General features: G+C 73.1%; 17 protein-coding genes. 8 read left to right on the top strand and 9 right to left on the bottom strand.

The features are described 5' to 3' along the window. Positions 1-121: 121 nt before the first annotated feature. Entirely contained in the window at positions 122-787 is a 666-nt protein-coding gene (locus TR49_RS08015) for a DUF4097 family beta strand repeat-containing protein (protein WP_042378735.1), read from the bottom strand. Between the two features lie 220 nt (positions 788-1,007). On the opposite strand from TR49_RS08015, the gene TR49_RS08010 reads away from it, so the two are divergent. Further along, the gene (locus TR49_RS08010; protein WP_042378732.1) at positions 1,008-1,730 is read left to right on the top strand and encodes a MarR family transcriptional regulator; all 723 of its coding nucleotides are present in this window, start codon (positions 1,008-1,010) and stop codon (positions 1,728-1,730) included. Here TR49_RS08010 and TR49_RS08005 read toward each other — a convergent pair. The 4 genes from TR49_RS08005 to TR49_RS07990 are packed head-to-tail and all read right to left on the bottom strand — an operon-like array spanning position 1,724 to position 5,151. After that, positions 1,724-2,797 carry an NAD(P)H-dependent flavin oxidoreductase gene (locus tag TR49_RS08005; RefSeq protein ID WP_084724674.1) on the bottom strand — a complete coding sequence of 358 codons (1,074 nt, stop codon included), beginning with the start codon at positions 2,795-2,797 and terminating at the stop codon, positions 1,724-1,726. The two genes, TR49_RS08010 and TR49_RS08005, sit on opposite strands and share 7 nt — an antisense overlap. Next, positions 2,794-3,540, bottom strand: coding sequence for a CoA-transferase subunit beta (locus TR49_RS08000; RefSeq protein ID WP_042378729.1), 747 nt, complete (start codon positions 3,538-3,540; stop codon positions 2,794-2,796). The genes TR49_RS08005 and TR49_RS08000 overlap by 4 nt, the downstream gene beginning before the upstream one ends. Next, complete coding sequence (locus tag TR49_RS07995; RefSeq protein ID WP_042378727.1) at positions 3,537-4,370, bottom strand: CoA transferase subunit A; 834 nt, start codon at positions 4,368-4,370, stop codon at positions 3,537-3,539. The genes TR49_RS08000 and TR49_RS07995 overlap by 4 nt, the downstream gene beginning before the upstream one ends. 31 nt (positions 4,371-4,401) lie before the next feature. Next, positions 4,402-5,151 (bottom strand): enoyl-CoA hydratase family protein, encoded by a 750-nt coding sequence (locus TR49_RS07990; protein WP_042378724.1) that lies wholly within the window; start codon positions 5,149-5,151, stop codon positions 4,402-4,404. A 114-nt stretch (positions 5,152-5,265) separates the two neighbouring features. Between TR49_RS07990 and TR49_RS07985 the strand changes: the two genes are divergently transcribed. The 7 genes from TR49_RS07985 (at position 5,266) to TR49_RS07955 (ending at position 15,259) form a co-directional block, all read left to right on the top strand. After that, positions 5,266-6,093: an SDR family oxidoreductase gene (locus tag TR49_RS07985; protein WP_236653265.1), complete on the top strand. Its 828-nt coding sequence runs from the start codon at positions 5,266-5,268 to the stop codon at positions 6,091-6,093. 19 nt (positions 6,094-6,112) lie between these two features. Further along, positions 6,113-7,045 carry an SDR family oxidoreductase gene (locus TR49_RS07980; protein ID WP_042378723.1) on the top strand — a complete coding sequence of 311 codons (933 nt, stop codon included), beginning with the start codon at positions 6,113-6,115 and terminating at the stop codon, positions 7,043-7,045. 234 nt (positions 7,046-7,279) lie between these two features. Beyond that, complete coding sequence (locus tag TR49_RS07975) at positions 7,280-8,395, top strand: DegT/DnrJ/EryC1/StrS family aminotransferase (protein WP_042378720.1); 1,116 nt, start codon at positions 7,280-7,282, stop codon at positions 8,393-8,395. Between the two features lie 47 nt (positions 8,396-8,442). Next, entirely contained in the window at positions 8,443-9,414 is a 972-nt protein-coding gene (locus TR49_RS07970) for a Gfo/Idh/MocA family oxidoreductase (protein WP_236653271.1), read from the top strand. Beyond that, entirely contained in the window at positions 9,411-11,258 is a 1,848-nt protein-coding gene (locus tag TR49_RS07965) for a glycosyltransferase (RefSeq protein WP_052434104.1), read from the top strand. The genes TR49_RS07970 and TR49_RS07965 overlap by 4 nt, the downstream gene beginning before the upstream one ends. Further along, positions 11,255-12,538, top strand: coding sequence for a nucleotide sugar dehydrogenase (locus tag TR49_RS07960; protein WP_042378714.1), 1,284 nt, complete (start codon positions 11,255-11,257; stop codon positions 12,536-12,538). Before TR49_RS07965 ends, TR49_RS07960 begins: the two co-directional genes overlap by 4 nt. Before the next feature lie 57 nt (positions 12,539-12,595). Next, the gene (locus TR49_RS07955) at positions 12,596-15,259 is read left to right on the top strand and encodes a glycosyltransferase (RefSeq protein ID WP_236653264.1); all 2,664 of its coding nucleotides are present in this window, start codon (positions 12,596-12,598) and stop codon (positions 15,257-15,259) included. Positions 15,260-15,504: 245 nt separating this feature from the next. Here the strand turns inward: TR49_RS07955 and TR49_RS07950 are convergent, their stop codons facing one another. From TR49_RS07950 to TR49_RS07935, 4 genes are all read right to left on the bottom strand, one after another. Further along, complete coding sequence (locus tag TR49_RS07950; protein WP_042378712.1) at positions 15,505-16,098, bottom strand: acyltransferase; 594 nt, start codon at positions 16,096-16,098, stop codon at positions 15,505-15,507. A 39-nt stretch (positions 16,099-16,137) separates the two neighbouring features. Further along, positions 16,138-17,760: a N,N-dimethylformamidase beta subunit family domain-containing protein gene (locus TR49_RS07945; protein ID WP_152627122.1), complete on the bottom strand. Its 1,623-nt coding sequence runs from the start codon at positions 17,758-17,760 to the stop codon at positions 16,138-16,140. A 172-nt stretch (positions 17,761-17,932) separates the two neighbouring features. Continuing rightward, positions 17,933-18,619 carry a response regulator gene (locus TR49_RS07940; RefSeq protein ID WP_042378709.1) on the bottom strand — a complete coding sequence of 229 codons (687 nt, stop codon included), beginning with the start codon at positions 18,617-18,619 and terminating at the stop codon, positions 17,933-17,935. After that, complete coding sequence (locus TR49_RS07935) at positions 18,616-21,222, bottom strand: sensor histidine kinase (protein WP_084724673.1); 2,607 nt, start codon at positions 21,220-21,222, stop codon at positions 18,616-18,618. The genes TR49_RS07940 and TR49_RS07935 overlap by 4 nt, the downstream gene beginning before the upstream one ends. Positions 21,223-21,307: the final 85 nt, after the last annotated feature.

Raw genomic sequence — 21,307 nt, 5'->3', positions numbered from 1 at the left:
ATGCGCTGTCGTCGGTCATGGTCTTTCCCCCTGGTTCGGTGGTCCGGTTTCTGCGGATCGCTTACTGCGGATCGGTGTCTGCGGATCGGTGTCTGCGGATCGGTTCGGCGGGCCGGTCGGTTCAGAGGCTGCGGGCGGTGATGTCGCCGTGGCCGGTGGTGGCGCGGATGTCGACTGCGGTGGTGCCGTCGTTCTTGAGGGCGTTGCTGACGCAGCCGTGGCCGGTGCCGGCGTCCAGGGCGGCGGAGACGCCGGTGGCGGCGCCGACGGTGATGTCGCCCATCTGGGTGCGGAGCACGACCGCGCCGCTCACGGCCTCCGCGACGCTGATGCTGCCCCGGGCGGTGCTGATCTGCGCGGGGCCGCCGAGGCGGCCGATCTCGACGTCGCCGTCGACGGCGGTGAGACGGACGCTCGCGGCTTCGTCGATCTTGCTGCGCCGGTAGGCGCCCTCGAAGACGACGTCGCCCAGGCGGCCGACGCCGCGCAGCTCGCAGGAGGCTGTGTGGGCCTGCAGGTGGGAGCCGGCGGGCAGTTGGACGGTGACCTCGACCGAGCCGGTCGGGCCGAAGTACTGGTTCTTGGGGTCGGCGGTGCGGATGCGCAGCACGCCGTCGGCGAACTCGACCGCGGTCTGCTCGGCCGCCCTGACGTCGCGGCTCTTGGCGGGGTCGGCGGGTCGCACCTCGACGACGGTGTCGGTGCGGTCGGCGGCGATGACCTGGATCCGTCCGGCGGCGACGTCCACGACGGCGGAGACCGGGGCGGGGGTGGCGAACTTCTGCATCGTTCTCTCCTTGCGCGCTGCTGTTTCCGACACCGAGAACGCTACGTTGCGTTCATGAACTAGGCAACATACTTGTTGCGTCGAATCCGCATAGCCGCAGGCCCATGCCCATATTTCGTTGCATCGAGCATAAATCTAACGCAACGGCAGATAGAGCTGCCGTTGCACTGATCTGAGAGTGAACGCTATGCTGGCGGCCCCGCAGCAGAGAGGGAGACCGGTGGCCGGAGGCAGACTCACCCAGCAGGAACGCCAGCAGATCGCGCTGGGGCTGGCCGACGACCTCGCCTACGCCGAGATCGCCCGACGCCTGGACCGCCCCACCTCGACGATCACGCGCGAGGTGGACCGCAACGGCGGCCCCACCGCCTACCGCGCCGACGTCGCCCACCGCGCCACCGAACGCCGCGCCCGCCGGAGCAGGCCCACGACGCCCCAGGGCCGGCGCGACGAAGGCCACGGGCGGGACGACGAGGCGCTGCGCGAGTACGAGGAGACGTTCACCACCCTGCTGATGAGCCAGGGCCTGCCCAGAATGACCGCCCGCGTGCTGACCAGCCTGTTCACCGCGGAGGCGGGCAGCCTGACCGCCGCCGAACTCGTCCGTCACCTCGAGGTCAGCCCGGCGTCCGTCTCCAAGGCGGTCACGTTCCTCGAAGAGCAGGGCCTCATCCGCCGGGAGCGCGACGCACGCCGACGCGAGCGCTACTTCGTCGACGAGGACGTCTGGTACCAGTCGACGATCGCCAGCGCCCACGGCATCGCCCAGGTCGCCCGGACCGCGCGGCAGGGTGTCACCGTCCTGGGCCGCGACAGCCCGGCCGCCGCACGCCTGGAGAACATCGCCCGCTTCAGCGACTTCATCAGCGAGAGCATGCTCCGCGCCGCCGAACAGGTCCGCGACGTCCTCCACACCAAACCCGAGACGACCGGGCGTCAGTGACGGGAGAGGCGGCCCAGCACCTCGACCGCCTCCGCCATCACCCGCTCCACCAGCTCCGCGCAGCTCGGCAGGTCCTCGATGACCCCGGCCACCTGGCCGGAGGCCATCACGCCGAGGTCCGTGCGGCCGTCCACCATCGACGCCTTGAGCAGCATGGGCGTGTTGGCCGCCAGCAGGACCTGGCTCCAGGAGAGCTCCTTGCCGTGCTTCATGGCGAGGCCGTCGCGGACCATCCGCGACCAGCTCATGCCGGAGAGCTTCCGGAAGCCGGCCGCGTGACGGACGGCCCGCACCAGGACGCGGACCCGGCCCGCGCTCTCGAGCGACGACACGAACGGCGTGCGGAGCATGCGGTGCGGCAGACCGTCCACCGCCCGCGTCACCGTGACGTCCTTGACCTGGGCCGCGAGGTACTGCGCCTTCACCGCGTCGGGGACGGTCGAGTCGGAGGTCAGCAGGAACCGGGTCCCCATCGCCACGCCCGCCGCGCCGTAGGCCAGAGCGGCGGCCAGCCCGCGGCCGTCGAAGAAGCCGCCCGCCGCGACCACCGGGATGTCGACGGCGTCCACAACCTGTGGAAGCAGCACCGTCGTCGCCACGTCGCCCGTGTGGCCGCCGCCCTCGCCGCCCTGGACGACGACCGCGTCCGCGCCCCAGGCGGCGACCTTCTCCGCGTGGCGGCGGGCTCCGATCGACGGGATCACGACGACGCCCGCGTCCTTGAGACGCGCGATCAGCTCGCGCGACGGGGCCAGGGCGAAGGACGCCACCCGGACCCCCTCGTCCACGATGATCCGCACGCGCTCGCCCGCGTCCCCCGCGTCGGCCCGCAGGTTGACCCCGAAGGGCGCCTCCGTACAGGACTTGACCTCCCGCACGGCCGAACGCAGCTGCTCGGGCGACATGGTGGCCGAGGCGAGGAGGCCCAGCGCGCCGGCGTTGGCGGTCGCGGAGACGAGGCGCGGGCCGGCGACCCAGCCCATGCCCGTCTGCACGATCGGATGGCGGACGCCGACGAGCTCGGTCAGCGGGGTGGTGAGGTCCGCGACCGGGGGCGGCGTCGTCACGACCGCACCTCCGTCTCCCGCTGGCCGCGCGGGTCGATCACCTCGCGGATCAACCGCCTTTCCTCCGGCGTCGGTTCACGGGTCACCGCCACGTCGTCGCCGATCGCCAGCGGGAAGCCCGTCGCCGCGACGACCTGCTCCACGCCGACGCCCGGGTGCACCGAGACCAGCCGCATCGAGCCGTCCGGCGTCGCGAAGTCGAAGACGCCGAGATCGCTCACCACCCGCCGCAGCGCATGGTAAGGCCCGACCGCGCGGTCGTTGCCGACACCGCAGACGACGTCCACGCGTTCGACGAAGACGCGGGCGCTGTGCCTGGGGATCCAGTAGCTCGTCGGGTTGTTCAGCGTGTTCGTGGGGGCGCCGCGGAAGCCGAGGAGCTGGCGGGTGGGGCGGGCCCAGTCGCCGATGCAGGAGATGTTCTGGTTGCCGTAGCGGTCGATCTGGCTCGCGCCCATCATCACGTGGCGGCGGCCGCCCATGGCCAGGCCGAGGTGCTGCCGGTAGGGCAGCCAGCCCTCGACGGTCTGCGGGCGCGCGCCCATCGGTGCGACGTCCGCGACGAGCAGCGCCTCGCCGTCGGTGAGCAGCAGGTCGGGGGCGAAGGTCAGCTTGGCCAGGCGGGCGCCCACCGCCGGGACGAGGCCCATGGGACTGGCCAGGATCTCGCCGTCGCCGCGCCAGGCCTCCGCGCAGGCGATGACGCAGTACTCGGCCCGGGTGGTGCCGCTCGTGACGGTCACAGCTGCTCCTCGTGCCAGGCGGCCACGGCGGACCGGTAGTCGAGCTCGCTCCCGCCGAGGAACCGCTCGGCGAAGGCGGACCACGGGGTGGTCGCGTAGTGGCGCTGGAAGGCCTCGTCCCGCTCGTGGTCGGGGTCGCAGGCGGTGAAGTGCGCGCCGTTCGGGGCCTCCACGACGCCCGCCACGGACAGGCGCTTGACCAGCAGCGTCTGCGGCCCGCCGGCCTTGGCCAGCTCCTCGGTGTCGACGACGCGTTCGCACGAGACGTAGGCGTGGTCGGCGGCCTCGCAGTACAGGTCGTCGAAGTACGGGTCCTGGCCGAGGTACTGGGCGTTGCCGTGCCGGTCGGCGCGGTTCAGGTGGACGAGTGCGGCGTCGAGCCGGAGGGCCGGCACGGCGACCAGCTCCTCGCCGTCGTCGTACGGCGAACGCACGGTTCGCAGCCGCGGGTTGACCCGCATGACGTCGGAGCCGAGGCCGGACCGGATCGGCAGGAACGGCAGCCGGTGGACGGCGGCGGTGAGGCCCCACATGAGCATCGCCTCGTCCAGCTCGACGAGCTCGAAGGCCCCGCTTTCGCGTGCCGCGCGGTAGTGGGGCTCCAACGGGATCGAGTCGAGGGTGCCGAAGGCCGTCACCAGGGTGCGGATCCGGCCCGCCGCCGCCAGCATGCCGACGTCGGGACCGCCGTAGGAGACCACGGTCAGGTCCGTCACGCCGGTCCGCAGCAGGGCGCGGACCAGCGCCATCGGCTTGCGCCGCGAGCCCCAGCCGCCGATGCCGATCGTCATGCCGCTGCGCAGCCGCGCGACGACCTCCTCGGCGCTCATCGTCTTGTCGCGAACTCCTTGGTTCGTCACGTCAGTTGCCGTCCTCACTGCCGAAGCCGTCACGAAGCCGGTCGGCGAGACCGCTCAGGTTCGCCTCGAAGGTGAAGCCCTGCTCGAAGCGGTAGCTGCGCCGCACGTCCACCGGGTCGATGCCGTTGATCGCCGCCTTGGCCATCCGGATCAGCGCCCCGTCCTTCGCCGCCATCTCGCCCGCCAACCGCAGGGCGGCCGAGGCGAGTTCGGCACGCGGGACGACCTCCCAGACCGAGCCGTGGCGGTGCAGCTCGGCGGCGGTGACGGTGCGCGAGGTGTAGTACAGCGTGCGCATCAGATGCTGCGGGACGAGCCGGGCCAGGTGCGTGGCGGCGCCCAGCGCGCCGCGGTCCAGCTCCGGCAGGCCGAAGTAGGCGTCGTCACCGGCCACGATCGCGTCGGCGTTGCCGACGAGGCCGATGCCGCCGCCCAGGCAGTGGCCCTGGACGGCCGCGACGACCGGCACCTCGCACTCGTAGACGGCCGCGAAGGCCTCGTAGCAACCGCGGTTGGCGCCGATGATGGCCGTCCGGCCCGGGTCGCGCCGGACCTCCTTGATGTCCACGCCCGCGTTGAACCCGCGCCCCTCTGCGGCCAGGACGACGCAGTGCACCTGCGGGTCCCGCCCGGCCGCGCGGACCGCCTCGGCCAGATCCCTCCAGCCCTGCACCGGAAGGGCGTTGACGGGCGGATAGGAGACCGTCACCACGGCGATCGACTTCTCGGGACGTGAGGTGGAGACACCCATCGGCGAATCAGCTACCTTTCCACCAAACGTTTGTTAGGTCCATCCTGGCATTGACGGTAGCAGCGGCAGCCGCGCCGCGGGAGACCGCAGGAAAACGAGGAGGGGTGTGACGGTATGAGCATCACCCTGGATCTCACCGGCCGCGTGGTCGCCGTGACCGGCGGCACGCGCGGCGTCGGCGCCGGGATCGCCCGAGCCTTCCTGCGGGCGGGCGCACAGGTACTGGTCTGCGCCCGCAGACCTCCGGCAGAGCCGGTCCAAGAGGCGGGCCGCAAGGCCGGGTTCACCGCCGTGGACCTGCGCGACCCGGCAGCGGTCACGGCGTTCCTCGACGCCGCGGCGGACCGGTACGGCCGCCTCGACGTGCTGGTGAACAACGCGGGCGGGACCCCGTTCCGACTGCTCGGCGCGGCCGAGGACGCCGCGCGCCACCTACGGGTGCTCGAACTCAACCTGCTCGCCCCGCTGACCGCCTCGCTCGCCGCCCTGCCCCACCTGCGGCGCAGCCGGGGCTCCGTGATCATGATCGGGAGCGTCAGCGGAACCCGCCCCTCCCCGGGCACCGCCGCCTACGGCGCGGCCAAGGCCGGACTGGCCAACCTGGCCGCTTCGATGGCCGTCGAATGGGCCCCCGACGTGCGGGTGAACACCGTCGTCCCGGGCATGGTGCGCACCGAGCTCTCGCACCTCCACTACGGCGACGAGGCCGGCGTCGCCGCCGTCGGCGCGACCGTCCCACTGGGGCGGCTCGCCGAGCCCGAGGAGATCGGCGCGGCCTGCCTCTTCCTGGCCTCCCCGCAGGCCGGCTACATCACCGGCGCCGCGCTCACCGTCCACGGCGGCGGCGAGCGCCCGGCCTTCCTGGCGGCTGCCACCGCGAACCATCCGGCCACCGACACCCACGACGCGTCAGGCACACCGGGCACCACCGAGGAGAACTGACCAGCGAAGGAGCACCGCCATGACCAACTCCCCCACGCCCGGCGGCCTCTGCGCCGGCCGGGTCGTCGCCGTCACCGGGGCGGGCCGGGGTCTCGGACGCGCGCACGCGCTCGCCTTCGCGGCCGAGGGCGCGCGGGTCGTGGTCAACGACCTCGGGGTGGAGCGCGACGGCGCGGGATCGTCGACGGCACCCGCGGATGAGGTCGTCGCGGAGATCCGCGGGAGCGGCGGCGAGGCCGTCGCCCACGGCGGGGACATCGCCACCAGCGAGGGCGCGGCCTCCCTGGTCGCCGCCGCACTGGACACGTTCGGCCGCCTGGACACCCTCGTCAACAACGCGGGCTTCCTGCGCGACCGGATGCTGGTCAACCTCGACGAGGACGACTGGGACGCTGTCATGCGGGTGCACCTCAAGGGCCACTTCCTGCCGCTGCGTCACGCGGCCGCGCACTGGCGGGCGGAGGCCAAGGCGGGCCGCAGGCCGGATGCCCGGGTGGTCAACACCAGTTCCGGAGCAGGCCTGTTGGGCAGCGTGGGCCAGGGCAGCTACAGCGCCGCGAAGGCCGGCATCCTCGGCCTGACGCTCGTCGCGGCCGCGGAGCTCGCGGGCTACGGCGTCCAGATCAACGCGATCGCGCCCGCCGCCCGCACCCGGATGACCGAGCAGGCCTTCGCCGCCGCCATGGCCGCGCCGGAAAGGCCGGACGCGTTCGACGCCATGGCGCCGGAGAACGTCTCCCCGCTGGTGGTCTGGCTCGGCTCGGCCGCGTCGGACGGGGTGACCGGCCGGGTCTTCGAGACGGAGGGCGGCCGGATCACCGTCATGGACGGCTGGCGCCCCGGCCCCACCGCGGACATTTCCGCACGTTGGAGCCCTGCCGCGGCCGGAGCGACAACGCGCGCACTGCTCGCCGCAAGCGAGCCGCCGCTCCCCGCGTACGGCTCCCGGTGAACTGTTGTTGGCCCTCTTAAGAATGAGACCCTTTTCGCTGAATTCCAGGTTTAATCCAAACAAACACGCAGGTCAGAGCGGGTCAAAGAAATTCTTACACCCCTCTTGCCCGGTCGCGGAGCTCTTATATGCTGTGCCCGCCGTGACCGCATTGCAGAAAAATCTTGTTTGCGATGCGGATACGCCTGTTACTTCATGCTTTCTGGAGAGGAAGCACAGGTGCCGGAGCAAGAAATGATCCAGATCGCCGTGGCCAAACCGTTGATCGGCGAAGCCGAGATCGAGGCCGCAGTCCGAGTCCTGCGAAGCGGGAACGTCGTACAAGGACCGGAAGTCGCCGGATTCGAGGAGGAGTTCTCCCGACTCGTCGGCGACCGCCACTGTGTGGCGGTGAACTCCGGGACGTCCGCGCTGCAATTGACGCTGCTCGCGATGGGCGTCGGTCCCGGCGACGAGGTCGTGGTGCCGTCCTTCTCCTTCGCCGCCACCGCCAACGCGGTGCGGCTCGTCGGCGCGGAGCCCGTCTTCGCCGACATCGAGCGCGACAGCTTCTGCCTCGACCCCGAGGCCGCGGCCGCAGCGATCTCGCCGCGCACCGCCGCCATCATGCCGGTGCACCTCTACGGCCACCCGGCCGCCATGGACCGCCTCGGCGCCCTCGCCGAGCGCCACGGCCTGGCCCTGGTCGAGGACGCCGCCCAGGCGCACATGGCCTCGCTCGGCGGCACGCCCGCAGGTGCCTTCGGCACGGCAGGCTGCTTCAGCTTCTACCCGACCAAGAACATGCACGCCCTGGAGGGCGGCATGGTCACCACGGCCGACGCGGAGCTCGCCCGCAGGGTGCGGCTGCTGCGCAACCAGGGCATGGAGCAGCGCTACGCCAACGAGATCGTCGGCGCCAACATGCGCATGACGGACGTCTCCGCCGCGATCGGCCGTGTGCAGCTCGGCCGGCTCCCGGAGTGGACCGAGCGCCGCCGGACCAACGCCAAGGCGCTGGACGCGGGCATCACCACGCTGGTGACCCCGCCGGTCGCCGAGGGCGCCCAGCACGTCTACCACCAGTACACGGTGCGCGTGCCCGAGGGCATCGACCGCGACGAGGCCCAGCGGGCGCTCGCAACGGTCGGCGTCGGCAGCGCCGTCTACTACCCGACGCCGATCCACCGGCTCACCCCGTACGCGACCCAGGGCCCCGCCAGCGAGCGGACCTGGGACCTGCCGGAGACCGAGCGCGCGGCGGCCGAGGTGCTGTCGCTGCCGGTGCACCCGTCGCTGACGGACCCCGACCTGGACCGGATCGTCGCCGCCTGCAACGCGCTGGACATCACGACGGGAGCCGAGAAGTGACCGCCGGGGACCGGCCGCTGCGGGCCGGACTGGTCGGCGTCGGCGCCATGGGACGTCACCACTACCGGGTGCTCGACGGCCTGGCCGGCGTGGAGCTGGTCGGCGTCGTGGACCCGGCGGCCGACCCGGCCGGTGTCGTGCGCGGCGTCCCGGTCGTGCCGGACGTGCAGCAGCTGATCGCGCTGGGCATCGACTACGCGGTGGTGGCCTGCCCGACCGCGCTGCACGAGCAGATAGCCGTGGCGCTCGCCGAGGCCGACGTCCACGTGCTGATCGAGAAGCCGCTGGCCGACACGGTCGAGGGCGCACGCCGCCTGGTCGAGGCCTTCGAGTCGCGCGGGCTGATCGGCGCGGTCGGCCACATCGAGCGGTTCAACCCCGCCCTGCAGAACCTGCGCGGGCGCCTGGAGGCGGGCGAGCTCGGCGAGGTCTACCAGGTGGTGACCCACCGCCAGGGCCCGTTCCCGCACCGGATCGCCGACGTCGGCGTGGTCAAGGACCTGGCCACCCACGACATCGACCTCACCGGCTGGGTGACCGGCCAGGAGTACGAGTCGGTGGCCGCGCACACGGTCTCCCGCAGTGGCCGACCGCACGAGGACATGGTCGCCGTGGTCGGCCGCCTCGCCGACGGCACCATGGTGAACCACCTGGTCAACTGGCTGAGCCCGCTCAAGGAGCGGCGCACCGTCGTCACCGGCGACAAGGGCTGCTTCGTCGCCGACACCCTGACGGCCGACCTGACCTTCTACGCCAACGGCGCGATCGACACCGAGTGGGAGGCGCTGCGCGCCTTCCGCGGCGTCGCCGAGGGCGACATGATCCGTTTCGCGATCCCGAAGCGCGAGCCGCTGCTGGTGGAGCACGAGAGCTTCCGCGACGCCGTCTCCGGCAAGGACGCCGACATCGTCACGCTGCGGCAGGGCCTGCGCACGGTGGAGGTCTCCGCCGCCGTCCTGGCCTCGGCCGAGTCCGGTGGGACGATCCGCATACCCTCGGCCCGGACACCGGCCGCGTGAACGCGCGGACGAACGTCGCCGAGCAGGACGCGACACCGGCCCCCGTGGGGCCGGCGGTCGCGGAGGCGGTCGGACGGGCGGTCGGACCGGCAGCTGGGAGCGCTCCGGTTACGACATCCCCGCCGACCGCCGCAGCCGAGGCGGCCACGGCCCTCGCGGCCTCCGAAGGGGGCGGGCCCGACGCGGGCGCCCACGTGCCCGCGCAGGCGGGCCCGTCCGGTCCGGCGCAACCGGACGTCACCGTCATCGTCGCGGTGTACAACACCATGCCGTACCTGACCACCTGCCTGGAGTCGCTGCTCGCGCAGACGCTCGGCACGGACCGGATGCAGATCGTCACCGTCGACGACGGCTCGACCGACGGCAGCGGCGCGGCGCTGGACGCGTTCGCCTCGGAGCACCCCGGCCTGGTCGACGTGGTCCACCAGGCCAACTCAGGCGGACCGGCCGCCCCGAGCAACCGCGGGCTGGAACTGGCCCGCGGGCGCTACGTCTTCTTCCTGGGCGCCGACGACCACCTGGGCCCCGAGGCGCTCGAACGCCTCGTCACCGCCGCCGACACCCACGGCACCGACGTCGTGGCCGGCCGGATGGTCGGCCTCAACGGGCGGTGGGTGCCCAAGGCCGCGTTCCAGCGGCAGCGTCACGACGCCACGCTCGGCAACTCCCCGCTGGCCTGGGCGCTGTCGAACACCAAGCTGTTCCGCCGCGCGCTGATCGAGCGGCTCGGGCTCCGCTACGACGAGGACCTGCCCGTCCTGAGCGACCAGCCGTTCACCCTGGCGGCGCTGTTCGCGGCCGGGCCGGTGTCGATCCTCAACGACTACGACTACTACTACGCGGTCCGCCGCTACAACGCCGGCAACATCACCTACCGGGGCGGCCCGGAGCCGCGTCTGCTCGGCACCGAGCGGATCATGGCGCTGACCGGGAAGCTCGCCGACTCCCCCGAGGCCCGCGACCGCGTGCACCGCCGCCACCTGGAGGGCGAGCTCGCGGACATCCTCGGCCCGGCGCTGCTGGAGCTGGACCGCGAGGTGCAGGAACGGATCGTCTCGCGTGTCGGGACGCTGGTCGGCGCGCACGCGAGCGAGGAGGTGCTGCTCAGGGTGCCCGCCGCGGCCCGGATCCGGCTGCTGCTGGCCCGCGCGGGCGAGGTGGACGCGGTGCTCGCCGCACTGCGCTTCGAGCAGGAGCACCCGCAGCCACCGCTGGTGGTCCGGGGCGAGCGCGCCCTGCTGGACCACCCGGCCCTGGGCGACGCCCGACTCCGCATCGACGACCGGTTCTTCGAGACGGACGAGTCGCTGACCCGCCTGGAAGGACTGACCGCCGAGCTGGCGCTGGACGCCCGCCGCCGTCCCTGCCTGACCCTCACCGCACGCAGCCCGCTCCCGGGCTACGGCGGGCCGGTCGCCCGCGCCTGGGTGGAGACCTTCCGTCCGGGCGGCTCCGGCCCCGCGGGCGAGCAGTTCGTCGCCCACCAGGCCTTCGTGTCGTACGCTGCCACGCCCGACGGCGGGACCTTGCTCACCGCGCGGGTCCCGCTCGGCCTGCTGCTGCGGCAGGCCCACCTCGGCGCGGCGAACGGGCCGTGGTCGGTGCGGCTGCGGCTGCACGGCCGGGCCACCACGGGCGGCCGCACGCACGAGGTGCAGCCCGTCCGCTGCGTCAGGCCCGCCAAGCTGCGCGCCTGGCGCGGTCCCCAACTCTTCCGGGTCTCCGCGACGGTCGGTCCCGAGGGCGAGATGCAGCTCTCGGTCGCCGTGCTGAGCCTGGTCCGCTCGTTGAAACGACGGCTGCGCCCCACCCCGCGCGCCGCCCAGGAAGGAACAACCGCGTGAACGTCTGCGTAGTCGCCCTCGGCAAGATCGGCCTCCCGCTGGCGGTGCAGTTCGCCGCGAAGGGCCACCGGGTCGTCGGCGCGGACGTGAACCCGGCCGTCGTCGAGCAGGTCAACGCCGGGAACGAGCCCTTCCCCGGCGAGGCCGAACTCGACCTGCGCCTCAAGCAGGCGGTCACCGCCGGCCTGCTGAGCGCGACCACGGACACGGCGGCCGCGGTGGCCGCGAGCGAGGTCGTGGTGCTCGTCGTGCCGCTCTTCGTCGACGGCAAGGGCACGCCGGACTTCTCGCTGCTCGACGCCGCGACCGAGGCGGTCGCCGCCGGACTGAAGCCGGGCACCCTGGTCTGCTACGAGACCACGCTGCCGGTCGGCACCACCCGCGACCGCTGGGCGCCGCTGCTCGAGCGCGGCTCCGGGCTCACCGCCGGACGCGACTTCCACCTGGTCTTCAGCCCCGAACGGGTGCTCACCGGACGGGTCTTCGCGGACCTGCGCCGCTATCCCAAGCTGATCGGCGGCATCGACGCCGCCTCCGCCGAGGCCGGCCGTGCCTTCTACGAGGCCGCCCTGGACTTCGACGTGCGCCCCGAGCTGCCGCGCCCCAACGGCGTCTGGGACCTCGGCTCGGCCGAGGCCGCCGAGCTGGCCAAGCTGGCCGAGACCACCTACCGCGACGTCAACATCGGACTGGCCAACCAGTTCGCGCGTTTCGCCGACCGGGTCGGCGTGGACATCGCCCAAGTCATCGCGGCCTGCAACAGCCAGCCCTACAGCCACATCCACACCCCCGGCATCGCCGTCGGCGGGCACTGCATCCCGGTCTACCCGCGGCTGTACCTGTGGAACGACCCGGAGGCCACCGTCGTCTCCTCGGCCCGCGCGGCCAACGCCGACATGCCCGCCTACGCGGTGGACCTGCTGGCCGAGGCGTACGGCGACCTGGAGGGCGCGCACGTGCTGGTGCTCGGCGCGGCCTACCGCGGCGGGGTCAAGGAGACGGCGTTCTCCGGCGTCTTCCCGACCGTGGCGGCCCTGCGCGAGCGCGGCGCGGTCCCCTACGTCAGCGACCCGCTCTACACCGAGACCGAACTGGTCGCCCTCGGCCTGCCGCCGCACCGCGGCGAGCCGGTGACGGCGGCCGTGATCCAGGCGGACCACGCCGAGTACCAGATGCTCGGCGCCGCCGACCTGCCCGGGGTCCGGGCGCTGATCGACGGCCGCCGCACCACCGACCCGGCGCGCTGGGAAGGTGTGCGCCGCGTCGTCATCGGCGGCTGACCGGCGGGCCGAACCGGCGGGGCCGGACCAGGCTCCGCCGGCAGGGGGGAACAGGCTGTGACTTCAAAGCGAGAGGCTCGACCGCAGGTGAACGCGGAGCAGCAGGACCAGGTGGAAGAGGTCGACGACCGGCCCCGGCTGGCCGTCATCGTGGGCAACGGCATCACCGGTGACTCCCGGGTGCAGAAGACGGCGATCGCCGCCGCCCGGGAGGGCTGGCGGGTCCTGCTGCTCGGGCGCAGCCGCAGCGGGCGCGTGGAGCGCTCCTGGATGGGCCCCGTCGAGGTGGTCCGGGTGCCGGTCTGGCACAACGTGCGCCGCCAGGTCGCCCACGACCGTGAACGCGGCCTGCGCAGTATGGTCACCCGCTTCCGCCTCGACGACAGCGAGGCGCTCAAGCGCTACCAGGCCGCGCACCGCACCTGGGACCGCGCGCAGAGCGCCGAGGTCGGCACGCTCCAGCGGGAGGGCCGGGCGGCACTGCGCCGCAACACCCTCAAGGCCGTGCTGCGCGCCCGCCGCACGGTCTACCGGGCGCGCAACTGGGCCTACCGCTGGGAGGGCCGCCACCAGTCGGACCCGGCCGTGCCGGTCGGCGAGTGGCGCCTGGACTGGCCCGAACTGCTCGACCTGGACCTGGCCTTCGGCCCGACGATCGAGAAGTTCCGCCCGCACGTCATCCACGCCAACGACGTCACCATGCTGGTCCCCGCCGCGCACAGCGCCGCCCGCCTCTGGGCCGCCGGACACCGCTGCTCCTGGCTCTACGACTCGCACGAGTACGTGGCAGGCGTCGAGTGGGGCAACCCGCTGCGTCACGCCGCCTACCCGGCACTGGAGTCGGAGTTCATCGGCAAGGCCGACGCGGTCGTCACCGTCTCCCCGGAGATCGCCACACTGCTGCGCGAGGCGCACCACCTGTCCGAGACGCCGCTGGTCGTGGCCAACACGCCGGTCCGCGAGGCGGTCGGGGTGGATGTGCCCGGCACCGGCGTGCGCGGGCTGTGCGGGCTCGACGACAGCGTCCCGCTGCTCGTCTACGCGGGCTGGGTGGACCGTCAGCGCGGCCTGGAGACCGTCGTCGCGGGCCTCGGCGAGCTGCCCGAGGTGCACCTCGCGCTGGTGACCAACCGCCAGAACCCGTTCGTGCAGGAGCTGCTGGACCAGGCGGCGGAGGTGGGGGCGGCCGACCGCGTGCACGTCCTCCCCTATGTGCCGCAGCACGCCGTCGCGGACTACATCGCCTCGGCCGACCTCGGCCTGATCCCGTTCCGGCGCACGCCCAACTGCGAGCTGTCGCTGCCGACGAAGATGGCCGAGTACCTGCACGCGGGCCTGCCGGTGCTGGCCAGCGACGTGAAGACGGTCCGCGCCTTCACCGAGGAGCACGGCATCGGCGAGATCTTCACCGCCGGCGACGCGGTCTCCTTCGCGGAGGCGGCCGCCAAGGCCGTCGCCTCCCGCGACACCCTCGCGGAGCGGATCACCGAGCCGCTGCTGGCCGAGCTCTCCTGGGAGGCCCAGTCCGGCGCGCTGCTCGACCTCTACCGCCGACTGGCCGGCACCGGCCCCGAGATCGCCCGCCCCGACGTCCCGTGGACGATCACCGAGCAGGTCCAGCGCCCCGCGCAGAGCGAGGACGGCACGGCGTCGTACAACCGCTGGCGCCCTCTGGCGGCCTCGGACGACGAGGGCGTCCGGCTGGGCATGGGCATCGCCAACTACGCGGGCCAGCTGGCCGCGTTCGCCTCGGCGGTCAGCCGCGAGCGGGAGGACGTCTCCTGCGAGGTGGTGATGGCCAGCAGCGCGACCGGCTTCGGCTACCCCGCGGACGCCTACCTCGACAACGGCCGGCTCGGTTCGGTGGAGGTCCAGGTCGAGCAGGTCCGCAGGGTCCTCTCCGGCCGGTACACCCACCTCCTGGCGGACGCCTTCCGCCCGGTCCTCGGCACCCTCAACGGCGACCACATCGGCGCGGACCTCCCCGCGCTGCGGTCGGCCGGGCTGAAGGTGGCGCTGCTGGCCCACGGCAGCGAGATCCGCCACCCCGGCCGCCACCTCGAGCGCCACGCGGAGTCGCTGTTCCGCGACGCCCCCGAGGACCAGGTCGCCCTGATGACCACGATCGCCGAGCGGAACCGCAGGACGGCCGCGGACTCCGGCCTCCCCGTCTTCGTCACGACCCCCGACCTGCTGGTCGACCTGCCGTGGGCGACGTGGACCCCGCTGGTCGTCGACGTCGAGTCCTGGGCGAGCGACGCACCCGTGCTGGAGCGCAGGCGCCCCGTCGTGGTGCACGCCCCGTCCAAGCGCTGGACGAAGGGCAGCGGCCGCATCCTCCCCGTCCTGCAGGAGCTGCACGACAAGGGCGCGATCGACTTCCAGTTGCTGGAGGGCGTCCCGTGGGAGGAGGTCCGCCGCAGGATCAAGACCGCGGACATCGTGGTCGACCAGTTCGCGATCGGCGCCTACGGCACGTTCTCCTGCGAGGCGATGGCGGCCGGGCGGCCGGTCCTCTGCTACATCTCCGACGAGGTCTCCGCGCTCACCGGCCCGCTGCCGATCGTCAACGCGACCAGCGCGACGCTCCGCGAGGCGGTGGAGTCCCTCCTGGACGACCGCGCGGCAGGCGCCCGCATCGGCGCGGAGTCCCTCGCCTTCGTCCGCGAGAACCACGACGGCCGCCGCACGGCCGCTGCGCTGAGCAGCTTCCTGCAGTAACGCCGAACCCCCGCTCCCGCGCGCGGCTGCACCGCCTCCGCGCGCGGGGCTGTACCCATCTGCGCCTCCGGCGCGTCGGCGCGACCAGGCAGACCTGCGCTCCAAGGCGCGGCTGCAACACCCAGGGGCGCGAGGAGCGGCGCGAGCAACCCATTGACGTGCGGATGGCCCTGTTGCCGGGGGACCATCTGCACGCCGTTGGCTCGTCGCGCGGTTCCCCGCGCCCCTTTGGTGGTTCAGCGATCTCAGAGCTCGAAGAGTGCCCCGTCGCGTTCGGTGTAGCGGGAGCCCGTCCGGGGGCAGACCCACTCGTTCGTGGCCGGGTCCTGGTCGAGGCGGAGGCCGGCGCGGCCGACCCAGCCGATGCGGCGGGCGGGGACACCGGCCACGAGGGCGAAGTCGGGGACGTCGCGGGTGACGACCGCGCCCGCGGCGACGAGGGCCCAGCGGCCCACCCGCACGGGTGCCACGCAGACGGAGCGCGCGCCGAGCGACGCGCCCTCGGCGACGGTGACGCCCACCGGCTCCCAGTCGCCGCCGCGCTTCAGCTTGCCCTCGGGGTCGACCGAGCGGGGGTAGTGGTCGTTGGTGAGCACGACCGCGGGACCGACGAAGACGCCGTCGGCCAGCTCCGCCGGCTCGTAGACCAGCGCGTGGTTCTGCAGCTTCACGTTGTTGCCGATGCGGACGCCCGGGCCGACGTACGCGCCGCGGCCGATCACGCAGCCGGTGCCGAGCTGGGCCTTCTCGCGGATCTGGGCGAGCTCCCAGACAGTGGTGCCGTCGCCGAGATCCGCCGTGGGGTCGACCTGGGCCGTGGGTTGGACGCGTGCGTTCATGCGCCGACCGTACGGCCTTCCGGTGACGAGCAGGGGAAGTCAGGCCTTCAAGCGGGTGACGAGGTTCCGCGTCGCGAGCTGCACCTGCGGCTTCTCCAGCGCGGCCCCGCCGCCCAGCGCCAGCGCCCAGCCGAAGGTGCCCGCGTTGAAGACCCAGCCGCCCGCCGTGGACCGGTACAGCGTGGTGTTCTGCTGCTGCGGGCGGTTGCGTCCGGCCGCGCGGAACTGGGAGTCGGAGAGCAGCAGGTACTGCCTCGCCGCAGGCAGCGCGACGCCCTTCTGCCGTCCGTCGGCCTCGCCGCTGATCAGGTCGGGGACGAGGTCCCCGTCGATCAGGCCGGTGCCCTGCCAGAACCAGTGCGCGCTCTCGGTCACCACGAGCGGGGACGACCCGACCACCGCGCCGGTGTACTGACCGCCGAGGAGCCGCTGCTCGGCCCGCGTCGAGTTGGGCGCGGCCCGGCGCCAGAACGTGCTCGGGCCGGTGGGGTCGTGGACCGGGTCGGGATCGGTCTTGTAGCAGGTCATCAGCGGGTAGCCGGACGGGTCCCGGTCGATGCGGACCTTCCAGTAACAGTCGTTGGCCGCGAACGTCGCGAGCGAGAGGCCCCCGGCGACGGCCTGCTCGACGGTCTGCCGTATCTGCGCCGACCAGTACTCGTCGTGGCCGCTGAACAGCAGGGCCTGGTGCCTCGTCGGCGCCACGCGGCCCTCGTGCAGGTCGAGGTTGGTGGCGTAGGTGACGTCCATGCCCTCCCGCTCGGCCCAGGAGACGAAGGCCAGGTCGAGTGCGAACTCCGCCGGCATGCCGTCGTGCTGGTAGGGCCGCTGGAAGCTCACCGCCCGGGAGCGCTGCGGGTAGTGGCGGACGTACTGCTCGTGCGGGACCGGCTCGGCCGGGTACGCGCGGCCGTCCGGCGCCTTGGCACGCGCCGCGGGGTCGGCGGCCGAGGGCAGGAAGCCGTAGTAGAGGCTGCGGCCGAGCACGCCGTCGAACGGATACTGGTTGTAGGCCTGGTAGGTGTTGAACGGCAGCACCACGAGGAAGGTGCTCGCCCGGCTGTCGTCGCGCACGGCGAACGGCACGGCGGTGCGCTCGCCGTGCTCGGTGGTGAAGGAGGCGAGGTACAGCCCGCTGACCCAGTCCTGCGGGATCTCCAGCGACCAGCCGGGCTCCCATTCGGTGCGGACCGTGGCGGTCGGCCCGTCCACCTGCGGGGCGGACTGTCGATTCCCGCGCTGCGTCGGGCCGGTCGTCAGCAGTCGCCCGCCCGCACCGCCGTAGTGGCCCATCCGGAAGATCGCGACGGAGTAGGACTGCGGTTCGGCGGTGGCGACGTGGAAGGTGATCCGCTCGCCGTGGGCGACGCTGGTGGTGTCGGCGAAGGCCTTGATCTGGCTCAGGTCGTCCGTGACGGGCTTCGCGCCGCGGTCGTTCGACACCCAGGCCCGGCTGCCGGCCTCGCCGTTCTCGCGGATGATCGGGTTCCCGGTCCGGACGTCGGCGGGCCTGGCCGTCGCGGGACCGCCTCCGCCGTCGTCGCTGTCGCCGGCACAGCCGGCCAGGCTCGCCAGTCCGGCCGCACCGGCGGCCACCCCTGCGGTCGCTGCGGCGGCTCGACCCACTCCGCGCAGCAGGCCGCGTCTCGTGACTTCCCGCATCCGCAGGTCCCTCGTCCTCGCAGGCATTGCAGTCTTCCGGCGGGGAGTCTAGGCCGACGGCATGATCTCCCAGCGGCCCGTGGGGCCCTCGGCGGGCACTGTGACGCGATTGCGTCCGCGCGGCCCCTCGGAACTCATGCCCTGTCCAACTGGCGTTCAGTTGTGGGGCCGGTCACGGCTCGAAGCGGTAACCCATCCCGGGCTCGGTCAGCAGGTGCCGGGGGCGGGCCGGTTCGCGTTCCAGCTTCCGTCGCAGCCCTGCGAAGTAGACGCGCAGGTAGTTGGTGTGCTCCTCGTGCCCCGGCCCCCAGACCTGGCGCAGGATATGACTGCCCGTCACGAGTCGGCCCGGGTGCTGCAGCAGCACCGTGAGGATCCGCCACTCCGTCGGCGTCAGCCGGGGCGAGGAACCGCCCTCCTCGGCCGGGGCGACCACACAGCGCTCCAGGTCGACGACGTGGTCGCCGATGCGCACGGGTGCCGCGAACGGTTCCTCGCTGGTGGGACGGCGCAGCGCCGCCCGCACCCGGGCGAGGAGTTCGTTCATGGCGAAGGGCTTGGTGACGTAGTCGTCCGCGCCCGCGTCCAGCGCGGAGACCTTCTCGCGGGAGTCGGCGCGACCGGAGAGGACGATGACCGGGGCCGAGGTCCACGCACGCAGCGAGTGCAGGACCTCCATGCCGTCGAGCCCGGGAAGCCCGAGGTCGAGGATGACGGCGTCCGGCGGGTTCTTGGTGGCCTCCTGGAGCGCGCGGGGGCCGTCGGACGCGGTGGACACCTCGTAGTGCCGGGCCCGGAGGTTGATCTGCAGGGCCTTCAGCATCTGGGGCTCGTCGTCGACGACCAGAATCCGGCTCATACCGGCTCGTCCTCCTTCTCGTTCGGCTCCACCACGTCGTCGACGTCCGCCACGGCCCCGTCCGCCACGTGCTCGTCCGCCATGGGCTCCTCCGCGGCGGCCGGAAGCGACACCACCATGGTCAGACCCCCGCCGGGCGTGTCCTCGGGCTGCAGGGTGCCGCCCATCGCCTCGGTGAGGCCGCGGGCCAGCGCCAGGCCAAGGCCGACGCCGGTGGAGTTGTCGTTGTCGCCGAGTCGCTGGAAGGGCTGGAACATCTCCTCGCGGTTCGACTCGGGCAGGCCGGGACCGCGGTCGACGACGCGCAGCTCGACCCGGTCGCCGAGTGCGCTCGCGCTGAGCAGCACCGGATGGCCGGAGGCGTGGCGCAGGGCGTTGCCGACGAGGTTGGCCACGACGCGTTCCAGCAGCGGACCGTCGACGACCACGTCGGGGATCCCGTCCAGACCCAGCGTCTCGACCGGCACCTCGGCCTCGGCGGCGTCGGGGCCGAGCGAGTCCAGGGCGGTCGCCAGCACCTCCTCCAGCGCGGTCGGGTGCAGCTGGAGCGAGAGCGCGCCCGCCTGCAGGCGGGACATGTCGAGCAGGTTCTCCACCAGGCGGGTCAGCCGCTCCAGCGAGACCTCGGCGGTGCCCAGCAGCTCGCGCTGGTCCTCACGGCTGAATTCGACGTCGTCGCCGAGCAGCGAGGAGACCGAGGCGAGCGCCACCGCGAGGGGGGTGCGCAGGTCGTGGCTGACGGCGGCGAGCAGCGCGGTGCGCAGTCGGTCGGCGGCCTTGACGGGCTCGATCTCGGCGGCGGCCTCGGCCAGCCGGGTCCGTTCCAGGGCGACGGCGACGTGCGCGGCGAAGGCCGCCAGCACACGCCGGTCGGAGGCGGGCAGCGGGCGGCCGCGCAGCACGAGCGACGCGCTGCCGCCGACCGGGACGACCTCCGCGCCCGGCTGGTCCGCCAGTTCCTCGGGCGCGACCACGCGGTCCACGAGGTCGACGCGGTCGAAGGCGAAGGTCTCCCGCAACCGGGCGAGCAGCGCGGGAACGGCCTGGTCGCCGCGGAGCACGCTGCCGGCGAGCGCGGAGAGCGTCTCGGCCTCGGCGGTGGCGCGCGCGGCCCGGCCGGCGAGCTTGGTCGCGGTGTCGACGATCCCGGCCACGAGCAGGCCCACCAGTGCGAAGACGGCCAGTGCCAGGACGTTGTTGGGCTCGGCGATGGTGAACCGGTGGATCGGCGCGATGAAGTAGTAGTTCAGCAGCACCGAGGCGGTGACCGAGGCGACTAGCGCGGAGACCAGGCCGCCCAGTGTGGAGATGCCGACGACCAGGGCGAGGAAGAGCAGGGTCTCGCTGGTGAGGTTGATGGTTCCCCGGGTCTGGCACAGGATCGCGGTCAGCACGAAGGGCAGCACGAGCCCGCACACGAGCCCGGCCCGGCGGCGCGTCGTCGACCGGCCGTAGCGGGGCCGTGCGCCGCCAAGCCCCTCGGGCGTGTGCCGCCCGCGTCCGGAGCCCTCGTGGGTGACCATGTGGACGTCGATGTCGCCGGAGAGCTCGATCGTGGTCTCGCCGATGCCGCGTCCGCCGGTCAGCGCGCGGCGCAGCACTCCGCGGCGGCTGGTGCCGAGCACCAGCTGGGTGGCGTTCGCGGCACGGGCGAAGTCGAGCAGGGCGGTGGGCACGTCGTCGCCGACGACGGAGTGGTAGCTGCCGCCGAGCGACTCGACCAGGTGCCGCTGGGAGGCGAGCGCGGCGGGATCCGCATCGGCCAGGCCGTCGCTGCGGGCGACGTGGACGGCCAGCAGCGCGCCGCTGCCCGCGCGGTCGGCGATCCGCGCGGCGCGGCGGATCAGCGTCTCGCCTTCCGGCCCGCCGGTCAGGGCGACGACGACGGTCTCGCGGGTCTCCCACACCTTGTGGATCTCGTGCTCGGCCCGGTAGCGACGCAGGCCCTCGTCGACGCGTCCGGCCAGCCACAGCAGCGCGAGCTCGCGCAGGGCGGTGAGGTTGCCGATGCGGAAGTAGTTGGACAGCGCGGCGTCGACCTTCTCCGCCGCGTAGACGTTGCCGTGGGCCATGCGCCGGCGCAGGCCCTCCGGGGCCATGTCGACCAGCTCGATCTGGTCGGCGCGGCGCACCACCTCGTCGGGGACGGTCTCGCGCTGCGGCACACCGGTGATCTTCTGGACCACGTCGTTGAGCGACTCCAGATGCTGCACGTTGACGGTGGTCAGCACGTCGATCCCGGCGTCGAGGAGCTCCTGGACGTCCTGCCAGCGCTTGGCGTTGCGGCCGCCGGGGACGTTGGTGTGCGCGAGCTCGTCGACGAGCACCACCTCGGGCCGCCGGGCCAGCACGGCGTCGAGGTCCAGCTCCTCGAACCGCCCGCCGCGGTACTCGCGACCGACGCGGGGGACCAGCGGCAGGTCGGCGACCCGCTCCTCGGTGTGCTGGCGCCGGTGGCTCTCGACGTACCCCACGACGACGTCCTGGCCGCGCTCCACCCGCCGGTGGGCCTCGTCCAGCATCTTGCAGGTCTTGCCGACTCCCGGCGCTGCGCCGAGGAAGACCTTCAGCCTCCCGCGACCCGTACCCGTGCTTCCCGCCATCGCGCCGTGCCTCCTTGCCGCTCTGCCCGGCGTCCACCGTTCACACAAACGCACGCCGAGCCCGCGACGGGTCGCCTTGACGGCT

The organism is Streptacidiphilus melanogenes (assembly GCF_000787835.1).
GTDB lineage: Bacteria > Actinomycetota > Actinomycetes > Streptomycetales > Streptomycetaceae > Streptacidiphilus > Streptacidiphilus melanogenes.
This window is presented reverse-complemented; position numbering and strand designations above follow the sequence as displayed.